Annotated in this window: 15 protein-coding genes; 4 read left to right on the top strand and 11 right to left on the bottom strand. The window is 71.5% G+C overall.

Annotated elements, in window-relative coordinates; genetic code table 11:
- Positions 1 to 204: 204 nt before the first annotated feature.
- From ACFZDC_RS34050 to ACFZDC_RS34010, 9 genes are all read right to left on the bottom strand, one after another.
- Positions 205 to 3,639 (bottom strand): acyltransferase domain-containing protein, encoded by a 3,435-nt coding sequence (locus ACFZDC_RS34050; protein ID WP_391329906.1) that lies wholly within the window; start codon positions 3,637 to 3,639, stop codon positions 205 to 207.
- A 76-nt stretch (positions 3,640 to 3,715) separates the two neighbouring features.
- Entirely contained in the window at positions 3,716 to 4,636 is a 921-nt protein-coding gene (locus ACFZDC_RS34045; RefSeq protein ID WP_391329905.1) for an LLM class flavin-dependent oxidoreductase, read from the bottom strand.
- Positions 4,637 to 5,076: 440 nt separating this feature from the next.
- Complete coding sequence (locus tag ACFZDC_RS34040; RefSeq protein WP_391329903.1) at positions 5,077 to 5,862, bottom strand: alpha/beta fold hydrolase; 786 nt, start codon at positions 5,860 to 5,862, stop codon at positions 5,077 to 5,079.
- A 178-nt stretch (positions 5,863 to 6,040) separates the two neighbouring features.
- The gene (locus ACFZDC_RS34035; protein WP_391329901.1) at positions 6,041 to 7,711 is read right to left on the bottom strand and encodes an MFS transporter; all 1,671 of its coding nucleotides are present in this window, start codon (positions 7,709 to 7,711) and stop codon (positions 6,041 to 6,043) included.
- A complete protein-coding gene (locus ACFZDC_RS34030) occupies positions 7,708 to 9,258 on the bottom strand; it encodes an FAD-dependent monooxygenase (protein ID WP_391329899.1) in 1,551 nt (516 codons plus the stop codon). The genes ACFZDC_RS34035 and ACFZDC_RS34030 overlap by 4 nt, the downstream gene beginning before the upstream one ends.
- A gap of 28 nt (positions 9,259 to 9,286) precedes the next feature.
- The gene (locus tag ACFZDC_RS34025) at positions 9,287 to 10,336 is read right to left on the bottom strand and encodes a ketoacyl-ACP synthase III family protein (RefSeq protein ID WP_391329897.1); all 1,050 of its coding nucleotides are present in this window, start codon (positions 10,334 to 10,336) and stop codon (positions 9,287 to 9,289) included.
- A 32-nt stretch (positions 10,337 to 10,368) separates the two neighbouring features.
- Complete coding sequence (locus ACFZDC_RS34020; protein WP_391329895.1) at positions 10,369 to 11,028, bottom strand: HAD-IA family hydrolase; 660 nt, start codon at positions 11,026 to 11,028, stop codon at positions 10,369 to 10,371.
- Between the two features lie 158 nt (positions 11,029 to 11,186).
- The gene (locus ACFZDC_RS34015) at positions 11,187 to 12,149 is read right to left on the bottom strand and encodes an AfsA-related hotdog domain-containing protein (protein WP_391329893.1); all 963 of its coding nucleotides are present in this window, start codon (positions 12,147 to 12,149) and stop codon (positions 11,187 to 11,189) included.
- Complete coding sequence (locus ACFZDC_RS34010; RefSeq protein WP_391329890.1) at positions 12,146 to 13,075, bottom strand: zinc-binding dehydrogenase; 930 nt, start codon at positions 13,073 to 13,075, stop codon at positions 12,146 to 12,148. Before ACFZDC_RS34010 ends, ACFZDC_RS34015 begins: the two co-directional genes overlap by 4 nt.
- A 378-nt stretch (positions 13,076 to 13,453) precedes the next feature.
- Here ACFZDC_RS34010 and ACFZDC_RS34005 point away from each other — a divergent pair, with 378 nt between their 5' ends.
- Positions 13,454 to 14,341, top strand: coding sequence for a LysR substrate-binding domain-containing protein (locus ACFZDC_RS34005; RefSeq protein ID WP_391329888.1), 888 nt, complete (start codon positions 13,454 to 13,456; stop codon positions 14,339 to 14,341).
- A gap of 522 nt (positions 14,342 to 14,863) precedes the next feature.
- Positions 14,864 to 15,067, top strand: a complete 204-nt coding sequence (locus ACFZDC_RS34000; RefSeq protein WP_008734837.1) for a cold-shock protein — start codon at positions 14,864 to 14,866, stop codon at positions 15,065 to 15,067.
- Between the two features lie 274 nt (positions 15,068 to 15,341).
- On the opposite strand, the gene ACFZDC_RS33995 is transcribed toward ACFZDC_RS34000, so the two are convergent.
- Positions 15,342 to 15,902, bottom strand: coding sequence for a hypothetical protein (locus tag ACFZDC_RS33995; RefSeq protein ID WP_391329886.1), 561 nt, complete (start codon positions 15,900 to 15,902; stop codon positions 15,342 to 15,344).
- A 268-nt stretch (positions 15,903 to 16,170) separates the two neighbouring features.
- Between ACFZDC_RS33995 and ACFZDC_RS33990 the strand changes: the two genes are divergently transcribed.
- Positions 16,171 to 16,956: a hemolysin III family protein gene (locus tag ACFZDC_RS33990; RefSeq protein ID WP_391329884.1), complete on the top strand. Its 786-nt coding sequence runs from the start codon at positions 16,171 to 16,173 to the stop codon at positions 16,954 to 16,956.
- Between the two features lie 254 nt (positions 16,957 to 17,210).
- Positions 17,211 to 17,924, top strand: coding sequence for a hypothetical protein (locus tag ACFZDC_RS33985; RefSeq protein ID WP_391329882.1), 714 nt, complete (start codon positions 17,211 to 17,213; stop codon positions 17,922 to 17,924).
- A 659-nt stretch (positions 17,925 to 18,583) separates the two neighbouring features.
- On the opposite strand, the gene ACFZDC_RS33980 is transcribed toward ACFZDC_RS33985, so the two are convergent.
- On the bottom strand, positions 18,584 to 18,733 hold a 150-nt coding region (locus ACFZDC_RS33980; RefSeq protein WP_391330021.1), incomplete at its 5' end, for a hypothetical protein.

Raw genomic sequence — 18,733 nt, 5'->3', positions numbered from 1 at the left:
GTACCCCCATGGTGACGCCCGGCCGCACGGCGCGGGCTGACCTACGAAACGTGTGCAGCAGCCGGTTCCGACCGGCCAAGAAAAAAAGGCACAAAGCAGTGCCAAGCGGTGCAATGCGTCGGGCGCGCGGGCGCGCCGAGGACCGGTGCCGACCGCGGCGCCGGCGAGCCGGTCGCCGCGGTCGGGTGTTCCGGTACCGGTCGGTCAGCTCAGCGAGCTGTCGATCAGTTCGAACAGCTCCTCCACACCGGCTGCCTCCACCGCCGCCTCCAGCGCGGCAACCTCGTCGGTCCCGTCGCCGCCCGCTCCGCTCCCGGGACCCGGTGCCGCGACGCCCGGCGACACCGCGACCGGTGTGCCCAGCGTCGCCAGCAGTGCGGTGAGCCGCTCCGCGGCCTCCTCGCGGGGGCCGGATTCCGGCGGGAGTGCGCCGAGCGCCGCGGACAGCCGCTCGATCAGCACCGCCGGCGGCTCCTGCGGCGTGCGCTGCCCGGCGCGCAGCTCACGGCACAGGTACTCTGCGAGCCGGGTCGGCGTCGGATGGTCGTACAGGGCACTGACCGGCGGGGTCCAGCCCGCCGCACGGCCGAGCCGGCCGCGCAGCGCCACCGTCATCGCCGAGTCGAAACCGAGGTCCTTGAAGGTGTGCCGGGGACGGACCTCGTCCCCGCCGGCGTACCCGAGGACGGCCGCCGTGTGGTCCCGTACCAGCGTCAGCATCCACTGGAGCGCGGCCTGCGGGGACAGCGCGGCCAGCCGGGCCGCGAGACCGTCCGCGGAGTCGGCCGACTCGGCCGTCCGCGTATCGGGCACGGTGACCCCCGCACCGTCCGGCGCCGCGGTCACCCGGGTCCAGTGCCGACGGCGCTGGAACGGATACGTCGGCAGGGCGGCCGGCAGCGCGGGTGCGACGAGACCGGCGGCGGGCCGCACGGCGGACCAGTCGACGGCGATCCCGTGCGCATGCGCCTCGCCGAAGGCGGTGAGCAGGCGGCGCACCTCGTCGTCGTCCCGGCGCAGTGTCGAGACGACCGCGGCCTCCCGGGCCCGCGCCTCCGCGGTCTGCAGCACCCCGGTGGTGAGCACCGGGTGCGGGCTGATCTCGACGAACGCCTCGAACCCGGCCTCCAGCAGCGAGGCCACAGCGGGCGCGAACCGCACCTCGTGCCGCAGGTTGCGGTACCAGTAGTCGGTGTCCAGGGCAGCCGTGTCGAGCACGTCTCCGGTCACCGTGGACCAGAACGGCACCGTCGAGGAGCGGGGTGTGATCTCGCCGAGGCCCGCGTACAGGTCGTCCTTGAAGACGTCCACCACCGCGCAGTGCGACACCGTGTCGACCCGCACTTTGCGGATGCGGACCTCGGGCCCGTAGGTGGCGGTGAACCTCTCCAGCACGTCGGGCGGGCCCGCGACCACGGTCTGCTGCGGACCGTTGACGGCGGCGATGCTCAACTCCGGCTCCCACGGGGCGATGTCACGGCGCACCCGCTCGTCCGGCAGCGGCACCGAGACCATCCCGCCGAGGCCGGCGATCTTCAACAGCCCCTTGCTGCGCACCGTCACGATGCGGGCGGCATCCGCCAGGGACAGTGCCCCGGTCACGGTGGCCGCGGCGACCTCGCCCTGCGAGTGGCCGACCACCGCGGCCGGCTCGACGCCGGCGGCCCGCCACACCTCGGCCAGCGAGACCATGACCGCCCACAGCATCGGCTGCACCACGTCGACCCGGGCCAGCTCCGCCGCGCCGGGCCGGTCGCGCAGCACATCCTCCGGGGACCAGTCCAGATGGGGGGCGAGCGCGGCGGCGCACTCGGCGAACCGGCGCGCGAAGACGGGGGAGTGGTCGAGCAGCCCCGCCGCCATCCCGGCCCACTGCGAGCCCTGCCCCGGGAAGACGAACACCGCCCGGCGCGGCGCCCCCGCGTGGGTCCCCTCCACCGTGCCGCCCGAGGGGCGGCCCTCGGCGAGCAGCGCGAGCTCGGCGAGGAGTTCGTCGCGGCCGCGGGCCACTGTCACGCTGCGGTGTTCGAAGAGGGTACGGCGGGTCGCGTACAGCTGGGCGAGGGCGAGCAGTTCGGCGTCCGGGTGCTCGGTCAGGTACGCGTGCAGGCGGCCCGCCTGCTCCCGCAGCGCCTGCTCGTCACGCCCGGACAGCGGCCAGGCGAGCGGCGCCCCGGGGGACAGCACCTCGCCCGGCGGGACGGCAGCGGCAGCGGTCGGGGCCGTGAACTCCTCCAGGACGAGATGGCAGTTGGTGCCGCCCATCCCGAACGAGCTGACCCCGGCCACCAGCGGCACCTCGGGCCACGGCCACGGCTGTGCCGCCACGCCCACCCGCAGCCGCAGGGCCGCCAGGTCGATGTCCGGGTTCGGCGTCCGGTGGTTCAGCGTCGGTACCAGGCGTCGGCCCGCGATGCTCAGCACCGTCTTCACCAGCCCGGCGATCCCGCTGGCACCCTCCAGATGCCCGATGTTGGTCTTCACGGAGCCGACCACCAGCGGGGCGTCCTCCGCGCGCCCCGCTGCAAAGACCGCTCCGAGGGCCGCCGCCTCGATCGGGTCGCCGAGCCGGGTGCCCGGCCCGTGCAGTTCCACGTACTGCACCTGCTCCGGCGCGAGTTCCGCGTCGGCCAGCGCGGCCCGCACCGCCCGCTCCTGCCCTGCCACCGTCGGGGTGGGCAGCGTGGCGCTGGCCCCGTCGTTGGTGACCGCGGCGCCACGGATCACGCAGTGCACCCGGTCGCCGTCGCGCACCGCGTCCCGCAGCAGCTTGAGCAGGAGCACCGCGCCGCCCTCGCCGCGCACATAGCCGTTGGCGCGGGCGTCGAAGGTGAAGCAGCGGCCGTCCGGCGACAGACCGCCGAACCGGGCGACCGCTGTGGTGCTGTCCGGTGCCAGGTTCAGGTTCACCCCGCCGGCCAGGGCGAGTTCGCTCTCTCCGCGGCGCAGGCTCTCCACGGCCAGCTGCACCGCCACCAGAGCGCTCGCCTGCGCGGCGTCGACCACCATGCTCGGTCCGGTCAGACCGAGCGCGTACGAGAGGCGGCCGGCGATGATGCCGCGCGCCAGACCGGTCAGGGTGTGGCCGTTGACCGTGTCCGGGCCGCCGCGGCGCAGCAGGGTCGCGTAGTCGTCGGCGAGCGCACCCACGAAGACGCCGGTGCGGCTGCCGCGCAGTGCGTCCGGGGCGTTCCCGGCGCCCTCCACGGCCTCCCAGGCAAGTTCGAGGACCAGCCGCTGCTGCGGGTCCATGGCCGCCGCCTCCCGGGGGGAGATCCCGAAGAACTCGGCGTCGAACCGGTCCACCTCGTCGAGGTAGCCGCCGACGGGCGGCGCCTCGCCGGTCAGCGGCGGACCGTCCACGGCCCCGGGCCGGCCGGCCGGCGGGGCGCCGATGGCAGCGGATCCGGACTCCAGCAGCCGCCAGAACTCGGCCGGTGTGGCGCCGCCGGGGAACCGGCAGGCCAGGCCGACCACCGCGACCGCCCGGTCCGGGTCCGGCGGGGTGGGTCGGCGCGGGGCGGGGCCGGGTGGCGTGGAGGCCGATGCCGCGGCCGAAGCGCGGGTGGATCCGGAGGTGGATTCGGAGCTGGAAGGTCCGGGCAGTCCGGTGAACCCGGAGGATGTGGAACGTGGCATGTTTCCCTCACCGTTCGATTGCGGAGTGTGTGGGGTGTCGCCTTCGCCGTGTTCTCTCGGACGCGGCGCGGCGCGGTCAGCGCAGCTGCGGCAGGACATCGTCGGCCAGCAGCTCCAGGTGGCTCAGGTCCTCCATGTCGAGCATCCGCAGATACAGCCGGCTCACGCCGGCCTCGGCGTACTGCCCGAAGAGGTCCACCAGCCGACCGGGCGTGCCGCGGAAGCTCTCCGCCTTCAGCGGCTCGCCGAGCACGTCGGCCCGCGCGCTGATGTGAGCATCGTCCTTGCCGCAGCACACCGTGTTGAGCACCGAGACCCGCGGCGCGGTCTCCCGGCCGGCCGCCTCGGCGTCCTCGGCGAGCCGGGCACGCAGGTCGGCGGCCTCCTGCGGGGCGATGAACGGCGCGTTGTACTCGGCGGCGTGCCGTACGGCCAGCGCGAGCGAACGGGCGCCGCCGGAACCGCCCACGATCAGCGGCGGGCCGGGCCGCTGCACGGTCTCGGCGGCCGCCTGGGCCCCCTTGACCTGGTAGCGGCGGCCCTCGTAACCGAACGTCTCGCCCGGCTCGGTGCCCCAGATACCGGCGATGATGTCGGCCGCCTCCTCCAGGCGGGCCATCCGGTCGGTGGCCGGGAACGGCACCGCCGCCGCCTCGAACTCGGCCTGGTACCAACCACCGCCGATGCCGAGCTCGATCCGGCCGCCGGACATCTGGTCCACCTGGGCCACGTGCACGGCGAGCTGCACCGGCGAACGGAAGGTCACCGGCGTGACCAGGGTGCCGAGCCGGACCCGTTCGGTGTCCCGGGCCAGGCCGGCCAACGAGATCCAGGCGTCCGAGGCGGCGGCCGGCCGCACCGGGGTGCCGAACTGCAGATAGTGGTCGGAGCGGAAGAAGCCGTCGAAGCCGGCCTCTTCGGTGGCCTGGGCCAGCGCCCGCAGGGTGTTGTAGTCGGCGCCGCGCTGGGTGGGTTCGGTGTGGATGCAGATTTCCATGACGGGCTGTTCCTTCGTGGTTCCGTGGTGTGCGGTGGGTCGGCGCCCCGTTGCCGCGCCGGTCCTCGGCGGCTGACCGGCGGGGGCGCGTGTCGGAAAGGACGCGCCCGGCCGTCTTCGGCGGCCGTCAGGTCCCCGGCCGGCCGTCCTGCCGGTGCGCGACGGTGCCGGCGTCTGTGGCGGTCGGGTGTCACCGCTCCCTGGCCGTCCTGGTGACCTCGGGGTACGGCGGTGTCGGTGCGGGTGTCGGTGCGGGTGTCGGTGCGGGTGTCGGTGCGGGTGTCGGTCCGGGCGGCTCGTCACCGCACGGAGAGTGGCGTCGCGCTCGAGTCGGCCGGGTGCCGGCGTCGCGCCTGAGTCGGCCCGGGTGCCGGTGGAGGGCTCGACTCGGCCGGGCGCCGGCGTCGGGCCTCGCGGCGGGATACGGCACCCGCGCGGGGTCAGGGAGCATCGGCCGGGGAGCGGTGGCTGTCGCGTACCGCGGCGAGCAGGACGGCCTCGTTGCCCTCCGAGCACAGATGCCCCCCGGGCAGCCGCAGCGAGGTGAACGGGCCGGTGGTGTGGGCACCCCAGCGCTCCAGTTCCCCGGGGCCGATCGTGTCGTCGGCCTCGCCCGCGAAGGCGGCGACGGCGGCCGAGAGCGGTGGGGCTTCGGCGTAGGCGTACCGCTCGGCCAGTCGCAGGTCGGCGCGGAGCGGCCGGGCGAAGTAGGCGATGAGTTCGGGCTCGGCGCGCAGGGCGTCCGGGATGCCGCCGTAGCGCGCCGCGACATGGTCCACCAGTGCGCGGTCGTCCGCGGGCAGCCGCACCCGGGAGAGGACATCGGGTGCGGCCCGGCCGGCGACCACCAGCCGGGCGGGTTCCCGTCCGGCGGCGCGCAGGAGCCGGGCCACCTCGAAGGCGAGCACCGCGCCGAGGCTCTGTCCGAACAGCACCGTTCGGGCCGCCGCATCGGCCCCGTCGCCTGCTGCCTGTTCCACCGCCTCGGCGAACTCGGCGACAAGCGCCCGCCAGTCGGTTGCCGGCGGTTCGCCCGCGCGCTCCCCGCGCCCCGGCAGCACCGCGGTGTGCACCTCGACGTCCTCGCCGGCCAACCGGGGCCAGGTCCGGAACGCGGTCGGGCCGGCGCCCGAGTGCGGGAAGCAGAACAGCCGCAGCGGCGCGTCCGGTCGAGGCAGTGGGCAACTGAATCGGCCCGCCGGGGCCGCCCCCGTGGAGTGCGACATGGTGACCTTTCCGCCGGGCGACCCGGCAGCGCGGTGGCGCGGTGCGCCTGGACAGGACGGATGGGAGGAGTGGTGGGTGACAAGAGGGCGCGGGCAGAGCGCCGGGAGGGCGACGTGAGGGCGATCCTGCCCGAAGGGCCGGCCCGGGAGGGGAACGGGCCGGATCCGCGGGCCGCTGTCAGGTGCGGGCCGTCTCCTCCTGTCCGGCGGCCTGCCCGGCGGGGGCGCCCGGGTCCGGGTCGGGTCCCGAGGCGTCCGCGGTCTTCCCGCCGGCGGGCCTCGCGGGTTCCTCGGTACGGCGGTGAGCCGGGCCGGGCAGCCAGATCAGGGCGACCACGGCGCCGGCGAGACCGATACCGCCGGCTGTCCACATCGCGGCCCGCTGGGCGGTGAGGAAGGCGTCGCCGACCGCGTCGCTCAGGCCCGAGACGTTCGATGTGTCGGTGAGCCGGCGGGCCCGCTCGGCGACCGTGCCGTGCTGCCGCAGGGCGTCCTTGATCGCGGCGGCGGTGGCGCCCAGGGAGCCCCCGGCGTCGTGCCGGGTGCTCGCCGGCAGGTCCTGCAGGGACGGGGAGATCTGGCCCTGGTAGACCGAGCCCAGCACCGCGCCGGTCACCGCGATGCCGACAGCGGCGCCGACCTGGCGCATCACGTTCGGTACGGCCGCACCGGCACCTGCCTTCGCGGGCGGTACCACCGACATGCACACGGCCGGGGCGGTCGCCATCACCAGGCCCATGCCGAAGCCGAAGACGAGCTGGGCGAAGGCGATCAGGCCGACCCAGGAGTCCGCGTCGAGGGTGGCGTAGTAGACCAGCGGCAGCGAGGTGAGCAGCAGCCCCGTGGAGATCACCCGGGCCGGCCCGAACCTCTGGGCCCAGGAGGCGCTGTTGGCGGCCGCGTACATCAGACCCAGCGCCACCGGCACCATCAGCAGGCCGGCCTCGAAGGCCGAGTAGCCGCGCAGCACCTGGTTGTAGAAGGAGAGTACGTAACCGCCGCCCATCACCGCGAACATGGCGAGCGACAGCGCGATCGAACCGACCAGGAACAGCGGCCGCCGGAACAGGTCCAGGTCCAGGGCCGGGGTCTGCACCCGGCGCTCGACCAGCGCGAGCACCGCGATCACCAGCACCCCGCCCACGATCGGGCCGAGCACCCCGCCGGCCACCCAGTCGTTGTCCTCGCCGCCGCGGATGATGCCGTACACCAGCAGGCCCATGCCGACGATCGACAGCAGCAGCCCGGCGAGGTCAAGGCGGCCCGGGTCGGGGCTCTTGTTCTCGGGGACGTACATCCCGATGAGCGGGATCACGACGATGCACAAGGGGACGTTGATCAGCAGGGCCGAACCCCACCAGAACCACTGCAGCAGCGCGCCGCCGAGCAGCGGCCCGAGGGCCATCGCCAGACCGCCGGCCACCGACCAGCGGCCGATCGCCTTCGCCCGCTCCTCGGCCGGGAAGACGTTGAGCAGGATGGACAGGGTGCCGCCCGGGACCACCGCGACGCCGATGCCCATCAGGGCGCGACCGACGATCAGTTCGGTCGGCGAGGACGCGTAGGCCGCGTACAGCGAGGCCGCACCGAAGACGGCGAGGCCGAGCACGAGGACCTTCTTGCGGCCGTAGCGGTCGCCCAGCAGGCCCGCCGTGAACAGGAGGGCCGCGAAGACCACGGTGTAGGAGTCCATCCCCCACTGGAGCTGTGAGTTGGAGGCCCCGAGCTGCTGCTGGATCTGGGCCAGTGCCACCGTCAGGATGGTGTTGTCCATGGTGCCGATGACGACGCACACCGCCATCAGCACCAGGATCAGCCATCGTCGGCCGTGTACCTGTTCGGGCGTCATGAGCCCTTCCTGCCTTCCGTCTTGGGGTCCTGCTCCGGGAAACCGCCCTCGCCGAGGGCGTGGGCGTAGGCGTCGGCCAGCGCGTCGGGACGCGCCGGGTCGACGAGCGCTGCGAGATGTCCGTCGGGACGGATCAGCGCCAGTACGGGGGTGTCGCCGAGGGCCTTCGCAAGCTGCGGCGCGTCGGCCGCGCGGGTGGCGACCCGGTGGAGTCCGGCCGGCACCGCCTCCTCGGCGGGCGGTGCGTCGGACTCCCAGGCCAGCACGGTGAAGCGGGCGACGTCGAGTTCGGCCCAGCCGGGCAGGTCGCGGCCCGGCAGCGCGGGCACCCGGTCGCCGGGGGCGATCCGGCCGGCGGCGGAGGAGACGCCGAGGGGGCTGTAACTGACGTTCAGCTGGCCGAGGGTGGGGGCGACCTCGCGGCGCAGTCGGCCGGTGAGCGAGCCCAGGCGGATGTTCAGGTCGCGGCGGAGCACGTCGCCCCGCCGGGTCAGGTTGCCGAGCGCCGCCTGCCGCGCGGTGCCCTGGGCGACGCTGGTGGCGGCCCGCCGGCGCTCCGATTCGTAACTGTCGAGAAGGGCGTCGGGGAAGCGGCCGGTCATCACACCGGCCAGCTTCCAGGCCAGGTTGACGCCGTCCTGGATGCCGGTGTTCATGCCCTGGCCGCCCGCGGGGCTCATCACGTGCGCGGCGTCCCCCGCGAGAAAACAGCGGCCGACGCGATAGCGGGCGGCGGAACGGATGGCCGCCGTGAAGGTGGTGCTGAAGCGGACGTCGCTGACCGTGAACGAGCCGCGTGGGCCCCTCTCGTGCAGTACCCGCTCGAAGTACTCGGTGCCGTAGCGCTGCTGCCGTTCCTGCTCGGTGATCCGGACGGCGACCCTGAAGGCGCGCTCGCCGAGGGCGGCGAGCGCCAGGTTGCCGGCCGGGCTCCAGCAGTAGCCGACCATGTGCTCGGGGGTACGGCCGTCGATGGTGGCGTCGCCGATCGCGAAGTCCAGGCGCAGCGACGGCCCGTCGAAGGCGATGCCGAGCAGGTCGCGCACCGCGCTGTGCGAGCCGTCCGCGCCCACCACCCAGGCCGCCTCGATGTCCTCGGTGCAACCGTCCGGCAGGGTCACCCGCGCCTGGACGGTGTCGCCGTCCTGCAGCAGCCCGGTCAGCCGCAGGCCACGTTCCACCTTGCCGCCGAGCTCGGTCAGCCGCCGCTCCAGCACGTCCTCGGTGACGCTCTGGGGCAGCGCCAGGCCGAACGGGTACGGGGTGTTCTCCAGCCGGTCGAGGCGGGCCGCGCCCAGATGACGGCCGGCGGAGTAGTAGTGCACCCGGTCGACTCGGTGACCGAGGCAGATCAGCTCGTCGCTGACCCCGGTGCGGCCCAGGATCTCCAGGATCCGCGGCCACAGGCTGGTGGCCCGCGAATGGTTGGAGTGTGCGCGGTCGGCGTCGATGATCCGGACCGGGACCTGCTGTTGGAGCAGTTCGGACGCGACGACCATGCCGACGGGACCTGCCCCGACGACCAGTACGGGCAGCCGGCTTGCCACTTCGGTACCTCCTTGTACGTGGTGGCGGTCAGGCGCCGGGGACTTCGAGGACGAGGGCGCTCCAGGTGTAGCCGCCGCCGGCGTTGACGACCACGCCGATGTCGCCGGGCGCGGTCAGGGGGCCGCCGGCCGGCTCGGACATGTCGGCGATGTTGGCGAGGATGTCGCTGCAGGAGAGGTGGCCGGTGTGCCGGGCCAGGCCCAGCGGCGGTGCCGGGGTGACCTCGGCGATGACCGGGAAGTACGTGCCGCGCACGATCTTCCGGCTCATCCGCGGCATGGTCACGGCCTTCACTCGCGGATCGGCGGGATCGACGTCCGCGTCCGCGAAGGCGCCCTCGAGCGCGCTGACGATGGCACCCTTGGCCAGCTTCTCGAAGGTCTCGAAGCCGTGCTTTTGCAGGTACGCCTTCTTGGTGCCACGCAGGTCCAGGTTCTCCATGTTCCAGCGCGGTGCCGGGGTCAGCTCGAGACCGGCCCGGTTCATCTCCTCCAGCTCCGGCACCGCCACGCTGCGTACCGAACGCAGCAGCAGGCCCTGGCCGGGGTGCGCCCCCCGCTTGATGACCGTCGCGGTGGCTGCGTCCCCGTGGGCGCAGGCGTAGCTGCCGGTCCAGCGGTCGAAGCCGGGCAGGACGAACCGGTCCGCTGCGGTGATCATCGCGGCCTCGAGGGAGTCGTCGGCGAGCAGCCGGGAGGCGGCGAGTTCGAGCGCCGGCATCACCGCGTTGCAGCCCTGGGACATGGTCGCCGGCAGTACCGACCGGGCGCCGATCTCGTTGGCGATGAAGTGCGGGGCGCTCCACATGTCGTAGCCCTGGTGCCAGATGCAGCAGTGCAGCAGCAGCCCGATGTCCCCTCCCGGGGTGCCGGACAGGCTCAGGGCCCGGCGGGCGGCGCGTACCGCCATGTCGGCGGGGGAAAGGTCCGCGGGGGCGACCGGCACGTACTCCAGGTCGAGTTCGTCGACGGCCTCCTGGGTGAGCCGGCCGTCGGCGAGGGCGACTGCGGGGCGCTCGACGGTGTCGGGTGCCCACACGGTCGTCCCGCAGAGGGAGAGTTCGGCGGTGAAGCGCAAGGTCTCGGCCTTCCTGGTGGGAGCGGGCGGGGTCAGACCGCGGTCGGGCGGCCGAGCAGGGCGTCGAGCTGAGCGATGACCTCGGCGGTCTCGGTGAACTGCACCGCGCGCCAGCCGGCCGCCGAGGCGCCGGTGCCGTTCTCGGCGAGGTCGTCCACCATCACGCAGCGCTCGGGGGAGACGCCGAGACGTTCGGCGGTCAGGTCGAAGATCCTGACGTCGGGCTTGACGAAGCCGACTTCACAGCTGTTGGTCACGATCTCGAACAGCTCGTCGGTCTCCGGGATCATCGCCCGCCAACTGGGCTCCCACTCCTTGACGTTGTTGGTGATCATCGCCAGCCGCACACCCTCCTCGCGAAGGGTGGCGAGATAGGCGAGGAACTCGTCGTTGCGGGCCCGGCCCGGGAACCACCAGTCGGCACCGAAGGCCGAAAGGTCGAGTCTGTGGCCGGTGCGGCGCTCCAGCGCGTCGGCGAGGTGACCGCCCCAGCGGGCCTCGGTCCAGTGGCCGAGGCTGATGACGTCGTGGCCGGGCAGCCCGGAGAGCTCGGTGACCTCCCGCATGGCGTCGACGAACTGCGGCACGGTGATGCCGGCGCGGTCCGCGAACCGTTTGAAGGTCTCCGGCAGGGGTTCGGTCAGCACGCCCGCGAAATCGCAGGCGACCAGATCGACGACGGCAGCACTCATGGAGCCGTCTCCTTTCGTGAGGGCAGGCTGAGGAGGCCCGTGGGCGCACCTGGTCGGGTGGGCGCGGGCGGGGAGAGAGCGGCGTCGGGGCCGCGGCGGTCTCGGCGGTGGAGAGGGGTGTCGGGGCCGCAGGGTGGTCTTGGCGGTGGAGAGGGGCGTCAGGGCCGCAGGGCGGTCTCGGCGGTGGCGATGACGGTGCCGAACTGGGCGATCTCCTGGGCGAGGAGCACCTCGCCGTTCGCCTCGGTGCCGCGCAGCCGAGTGGTGTACTCCAGGGGGCCCTCGAACTCGGCGAAGTCCCGGAAGGAGGCGTCGAGCCGGACGACCGAGGCCACCGGGGAGGAAAGTGCGCCCTCCTGATGGGCCGTCACCAGGGCCGCCTGGCGCAGGGCCTCGTTCATCAGCGGGCCCGGTACGTGGTCGTAGGAGTGGTCGAAGAACGCGGGGTGGGAGAAGTCGACGACGAGTCGGTGCCGGGCCGAACCGGACTCGGCGGCCGGCTCAGGGGCCGGGCCGATGACCACATTCCGGCGGTCCGAGCGGCCCACGGCCTCGGCGGCGTACGGGGTGACCCGCGGGGCATCCGGCTGCAGGGGTTTGCGGCCGCGCTGGTAGGCGCGCAGCGCCTCGTAGTCGGCGCGGGCGGTGAACACGACGTCGGAGGCGACCGTGACGGCGGTGGCGCCGTCGACGTCGAGCGCGCCCTCGATGGTCAGGCTGCCCAGTGCCCCGTTCATACGCCTGCGGGTGATCCGGTAGGTGAGCACGCCCTCCAGCGGGGCACGTTCGTTGTCCCGCAGCCGCTCCAGGTCGGTGACGCGCAGATCCCAGCGCTGCATGCTGAACGGCACACCGACCGGCACGTCCAAGTGCTCGTGGAACAACACGAACGCGGCCTGCCGGGCGGCCTCCCCGACCCCGAACGGGTCGTGGTACGGCAGCAGTCGGTCGCCCCACAGGCTGTGCGCGCGAGGCACCTGGAAGGCGAACGCCGCGGTGTCCTCGGCCAACCGCGCCGAGTCGGTCACGAACACCTCGGCCACTGCCCGCCGGTGCGCCACCGAGCACGGCACCGTCTGCGACAGACTCAGGCGCCTGTCTCCCACGGTGAGCGTCTTCACGCGCGATCTCCCACGGTCAGCACGGCCTTGCCGCGCACCCGCCGCTCGCGCACGTCCTGCACGACCTGCCCGGTCGCCTTCCAGTCCTCCTGCCGCCCGATCTCCGGGTGCAGCCGTCCCTCGGCCACCAGGCGCACCAGGGTGGCCAGGTCCTGTCCGTCCGGGACGTCCGAGTCCGTGTACGAGAAGTGCTGGATGGAACCGGACTCGGGGCCGTTGAAGAAGTCGAAGAAGGCCAGCGTCAGCGGCTCGCGGGAGGCACCGCCGAACCAGATGAGCCGACCCCGCCTGCGCAACTTGCCGAGCGCCGTACGGGTGGAGGCACCGCCCACCGACTCCAGCGCCAGATCGAACCGCCCCTCGGCGTCGGCCACGTCCTGGACCACCGCGTGCGCACCGAGCGCCCGCAGCCGTTCGCCCCGTTCCGGGGTGGCGGTCACGGCGGTGATCTCGGCGCCGGCGGCCGTGAACAGCTCGGTGGCGTAGTGGCCGACGCCACCGGATGCGCCGGTGAGCAGCACCCGCAGGCCGGCGACCGAGCCCGCGGTGCGCAGCAGCCGCAGTGCGCTCAGACCTGCCAGCGGGAGGGCGGCGGCCTGCGTGGCCGGAAGGCCCGCGGGCAGTTCGACGAGGGAGGCGGTGCGTACCGCGACCCGCTCGGCCCAGCCGCTGTGCGGGGGATGGCCGACGACGCGGGCACCTTCGGCGGGTCCGGAGCCGTCGGACGCGGCGCGCACGACGACACCGGCGATGTCCTTGCCCGGCCGCCAGCCGGGCTTGGGCCGGTGCAGCCGCATGATCTCGCCGCGGTTGACCCCGTACGCCTCGACCTCGACCACCGCCTCGTCGGCGGCCGGCGCCGGCTCGTCGACGTCTGCGAAGGCGACCGGGTCCGTGGCGGAACCGGTGGGAATGAAGGCACGCATCGGCAGTTCTCCTCTCAACACCCCGTAGCGCGGACGGATCCGCGGCGGACCGGGGACTGCGTGCGCCCCACGGCCCTGCGTCCTCAACGGTGCCGGGACCCGCGGGCCGGAACAAGGCGTGATCGGGAATGGCGGCAATCAGGATCAGTGATCGGTGCACGGAGTGTGGTGCGTGCCACTCAACACTGTCCGAATTGGACGACTTGAGTGACGGTACGGGTCGGTCACATTACAGAAGGTTGGTCAAGGCTTTACGGAACGGAAGCTACCGCGTGAGACCATTCCAGGTGAGCGCCATTGCCGCATCGCTCGTGATGGGCGTGTCCGGAATGACCGCAAGGTAGTCGATGCGGCCAACGACACGGGGGAAAAAGAATTGTGGAATTGCGACAGCTACAGTATTTCGTGGCAGTTGCCGAAGAAGAACACTTCGGTCGCGCGGCGCGCCGCCTGTTCGTCGGCCAGCCCGCAGTCAGCCAGCAGATAAGAAGGCTCGAACGGGCCTTACACGTCGAACTGTTCGACCGCTCGCCCAGGCGTGTCCGGCTGACCAAGGCCGGCGAACGTTTCCTGCCCGAGGCCCGGGCCGTACTCGCCGCCGCCGACCAGGCTCGCCAAGTCGCCCTGGGCGAAGGGGCGAAACAGCGTCCCGCGCTGCGCCTGGGCACCTGTTCCGGCCTCGGTGACAATCTGCACCGGGTCCTCAACAACCTCGCCACACGTCTGCCCGAAGCCGTCGTCGACCTCATCGCCACCTCGGCCGACGCCCGCGTGGAGAGCGTCGCAAGCGGTCGCCTGGATGCCGCGTTCACCCACGACCCGGAACCGGGTCATCCCGCGGTGCGTTGCATCGACCTGTGGCGCGAGCCCCTGGTGGTGGCCCTGCCGGCGAGTCACCCGCTGGCCGCTCGGAAGGAGATCGCCCTGCGCGACCTGGAACATGTGCCGCTGCGCCTGCTCCCGCGCCGCAGCAACCCGGTGCTCGTCGACCTCGTCGTCGGGGCCTGCGCCGCCACCGGGTTCACCCCGGTGCCCGGCCCGCCCTCGTCCACCACCCTGGACGAGACGCTGGCCTCCATCGGCGCCTCGGCGCCGAGTTGGACCGTTCTGTACGCCTCCCACGCGCGACTCCTGAACAGCAAGTACGTGGCCTTCCGGCCCTTCGCCGAACAAGGCATGGAGATCAACACGATGCTCCTCGTACGCCGTGAGGAAACCAGCCCTGAGATCGAGGGACTGCTCGACGCCTGCCGTATCCAAAGCTGAACTCCGACAATCCATCCCATTCGGCCCGATCCCGTTCGGTCCCCGGCTCGAAAATACCCGAGTGCGGCTTCGGTATTCATTGGACAATTACCGGTGATACCTCGGACTCGAGTACGAAGATATTTCCGAATCGGTCTCTGCGGACCTGTTGTGCGATTCCAATATGTGGACGGCCGTGACGGTCCGGCATCAGGCCGCACGGCGTTCTTCCCTACGGAACTCGTTCACCTGGCCGCAGGGACAGGTCCGGCAGTGCCGGACCTGTCCCTGCGAAAGGGGGATGAGCTGCCCGTCCGCGTCGGCGGGCACGTCACGCACGGTCTCGGTGTGCGGCGGGATCGTTTCCTGTGGTGACGCGGTGTGGGGGCGTGTAGCGTCTGTGTCAGATGTCGTGGTTCGGATTTCCCCCTTGCCCGCGCCTTCGGTGTGGGCGTTTTGCTGTGCTGTGCCGCAGGGACCAGGGCGATCACCTCCGCCTGCCACATGGAGTGGGAGGCGTTCATCGACTGGAAGGCATGAGACATGGCAACGGGAACTGTGAAGTGGTTCAACGCGGAGAAGGGCTTCGGTTTCATCGCCCAGGACGGCGGCGGCCCGGATGTCTTCGCGCACTACTCTGCGATCAACTCCTCGGGATTTCGTGAGCTCCAGGAGGGCCAGATCGTGACGTTCGACGTCACCCAGGGCCAGAAGGGCCCGCAGGCCGAGAACATCAACCCGGCCTGACCGCGCAGCCCGCCCCAGGGATCGGACACCGCGTCCGGTGACCGCCGCCCATGCGGGCTGAGTCACCCACCCGGACGATGGCGCCTGTTCTCGTGCCGGGCGTGCACAGGATCAGGGGCCGCGCTGTCACCACTGCGCGGCCCCTGATCTGTCGAGGGACGGGGTCGGTTGCGGCCTCGGCCCGGAAGTTCCTGACCTCGGTCGCTTCAAGCGCCGTCGGCTCGGGCGCCGCATGCCCTGCGCGTCTGTTCGCGCAGCTCGGAGCAGCAGGCGCTCAGGCGCCCGTCCAGGCGTCGACGAAAGCCTGCTGTCCGACCGGATCGTCCCATCTGCGGTCCGCATGCAGAACGCGCCAGGCGGTGAGCTCCAGATCCCGGAGCCACAACTCTCCGATGACCTGTGTCTTTAGGTCGGGAAAATGGTCGGACTCGGCGAGGGCTTGACCGATCACCTCCCCGGCCGCGACGCGCTGGGGCGGAGTCATCTCATCGACGGCCGAGAGGATCTGCCTGGCCAGGGCGGTTCCCTCCCCTGCCAGGGAACGCAGCACCAGCGCCTTGATGTTGACGGGTAGCAGGTACGCGGTGCCCGAAGACCTCCACAGGTCCGACCAGAAGCGTTCTCCTGCCTCGGTAGGGGCGGGCAGCGCGGCCAGCAGCCCGAGGAGATGGCCGGTGGCCGCATAGCCATCGGAGTGGGCGGCTGCGACGACTGCGATGCCGGCGACGCCCTCCACATCGAGACGGGCAGCTTCGAGACGCGAAGCCAGACCCAACTGATGTTCCAACTGGTGTGCCAGGGCGGGGGATACGTATGGGCGGACCTCAGGAAGCATCGGCGATCCTTGCGCGTAGGCGAGCGGAGATGCCCGTTCGTAAGCTCTGATCGTTCCCCTCACCAGCCGATCTACTCGGCCTGGGCACGCCCCATCGGCGGCAGCGTCAACGGGGCTGGAGTTCACACGGTGGCGAACCAGCCGATGCCCGGCGACGTGGCCCTGGGGTTCTCGAACGACCTCCCAAGATGCTGTCGGAGTGAGGTCCTTTTAGCATGGCCGCATTGCTGCCCGTGACGCCCAGTTGCCCGAGGGAGGACGAGAAGCAGTGTCCCGTGATGCCGCTGAAGTCGAATACGGTCACGTCGCCGCAGCGCGTGGAGAGCGCCGTGAAGACGGGCCACCCGACGGATCACAAGGCGGCCATGCGGGGGAGAAGGCTCACTCGGTTGCCGCTCTGGTGGAGCGGGCGGCCGACCTGGCCGAACCGATCAAGCCGAGGCTGCGTGGCTGGCTCCATGCCGGAATGGTCCCCGCCGCACTGATCGCGGGCGTCGTACTCGTCTGCCTGGCCCGTACTCCGCAGGCAGTCCTGGCCTGCGCCGTGTACTCGGTCACCGCCTGGCTGCTGTTCGCAACGAGCGCCGTCTACCACCGTGGCACCTGGGGACCACTGGGCGAGGCTCTTCTACGACGACTCGACCACGCCAACATCTTCCTGATCATCGCCGGCACCTGCACCCCCCTGGCCGTGCTCCTCCTCCCGCCGGCACAGCGGTCCATGCTGCTGTGGATCGTATGGACTGGGGCATTGGCCGGCATCGTGTTCCGGGTCCTGTGGGTCGGAGCTCCGCGCTGGCTGTACACCCCGTGTTACCTGGCGTTGGGGTGGGCACCGGTGCGCTACCTGCCGGACTTCCTGCACACCGGCGGAGCAGCCGTAGCCGTCCTGATCGTTGTCGGCGGACTCCTCTACAGCGCGGGCGCGGTCGTCTACGCCCTACAGCGGCCCGACCCCTCACCCCGCTGGTTCGGCTACCACGAGGTCTTCCACGCCCTGACCGTGGCAGCCTTCACCGCGCATTACATCGCCATCTCCGTGGCCACCTACTGACCGCGACACCGTTCGGGCTTGCGCCGCTCCTCACCCATGTTTGCGGTGGGCAACCGGCCGACGTTACGGACGATCCCATAAGTCGACCACGTCAAGAGGATCTCCGAAGGCGGACGCGACCATCTGCCTGAAGGGGCCGGTGTCCGGTGCCCTGTGACAGCGAAGTTTGACCGTTCGACACTCAAGTGGGACCGGCGATCTCCTTAATTGAGCAGGAGCCCCAGGGCGGATCACATGCTTGTATTCTGGGCCGTATGGCTGAAGCGAGTAGCGGGGGGCAGCCTGTGCCGGACGGCGACGACTCCACTCCTGCGCCTCTTTCCGACGGTGCCGCTCCTGCGAATACGGCATCTCAAAATCAGGCAAGCGCCACCCATGACGACGACGCTCCCGCTGACCCCACGGTGCCGGCGCCCACATGGGCGGAGATCGGGAGGGGAGTGGGTGCGACGATCACCGTCATTGCGGCACTCGGGGGGCTGATTCTGGGCGTCAGGGCAGAGCAGCGAGCCGACAGGGAGGAGCAACGCGGCGATCAGCAGGACCAGCGAGCGGCTGAACTGACCCAGAAAGCCTTCGCTGAGCAGGTTGACTTCTACCGAACTACGTCCGCGGTGGTAGTGATGAACGGCAACCCGCACCCGATGCGAATGCGCCTGGTCTTGCCGAAAAAGAATATGTGGTGGGATCTGTATGTACTGCAGCCGTGCAAACAGATCAAGATCCTCAATGACGTTTTGCGCGCCAGCATGCGCAAGGCGCTCCCATCTGTGCAGGTCACCGATGGAGAGCTTTCATCACTGTGGTTGGAGTTCCGAGACCCGAAGGGCAGGAGCTGGGTCCGCAGTAGCAGCGGGGGAGCACTGGTCTCCTCCGCGTGGAAAGCACGGCGCGGAGCGAACTGGGTCGACCTTGGGGAGACCTGGAACAAGGCCCCGGAGGACTCACCCATGTGCGGTGCGCCTTGAGAGCGTGCTTTTGGACCGTATGAAAGCCGGGCGCTACATACAGCCGCGTCCTCATGCTTACCGAGGTGCCACCCCTCAACTTCCATCTGCCGTCGGCCACCCCCTCAGATCCCCCTCCTTGACCGGCCGGAACTTGCACCTTCCCCGGTCAAACTTCCCTGCGGTGCCCTGCGGGACGCGGTGAGCCCTTCTTATTCCCAGCTCAGAGACTCCGGCTCGCCCACCGCGCCGAGCTTGTCCCCCGACAGACGGGCCCCGCGGCCGGCGGAAGGTGCAGAGCAGCTGTGGGGCGGCCCGGACTCAGGCCTCGAAGCCGGTGTCTTCGGGGGGTGCCTCTATGTCTTTCGTCCATGTCACAAGGCCAAGGCATGCCGGGGATCGTGCCTCGCGGATGGTTCGCCTCGGACTTTGAGCAATGCTCGGAAGCGGGTGCGCTGGACCACCGTCGGCGCGGCGGCAGGGATCAGTCGTTCCACTTCCTTAGAAGTGGAACGACCACCAAGAGATCTTGCGGGCAACGCACGTCACGGCTTGGCCGGGGCCGAGCCGTGACGTGCGTTGCCACCCCGGCCTCCTCAGGTGGCTGCTGACGCCTGTGCCCGGCCTGGATGCTCGCGGGGCCGTGACCGGAGCCGGCGGCCGTGCTGCGGGGCTGTGGCTCAGGCGTCGATGATGACGGGGATGATGAGGGGCTTGCGGCGGTAGGTGCGGAAAGCCCAGTTCGCCACGGCGCGGGCGAGGAGTTGTTCGAGTTGGTGCGCGTCTCCGACGCCTTCTTCGGCCGCGGTGGCCAGGGTCTTCTCGATGAC

Origin of the sequence: Streptomyces sp. NPDC007905 (assembly GCF_042959345.1) — a bacterium.
In the GTDB taxonomy this organism is placed as follows: Bacteria; Actinomycetota; Actinomycetes; order Streptomycetales; family Streptomycetaceae; genus Streptomyces.
This window is presented reverse-complemented; position numbering and strand designations above follow the sequence as displayed.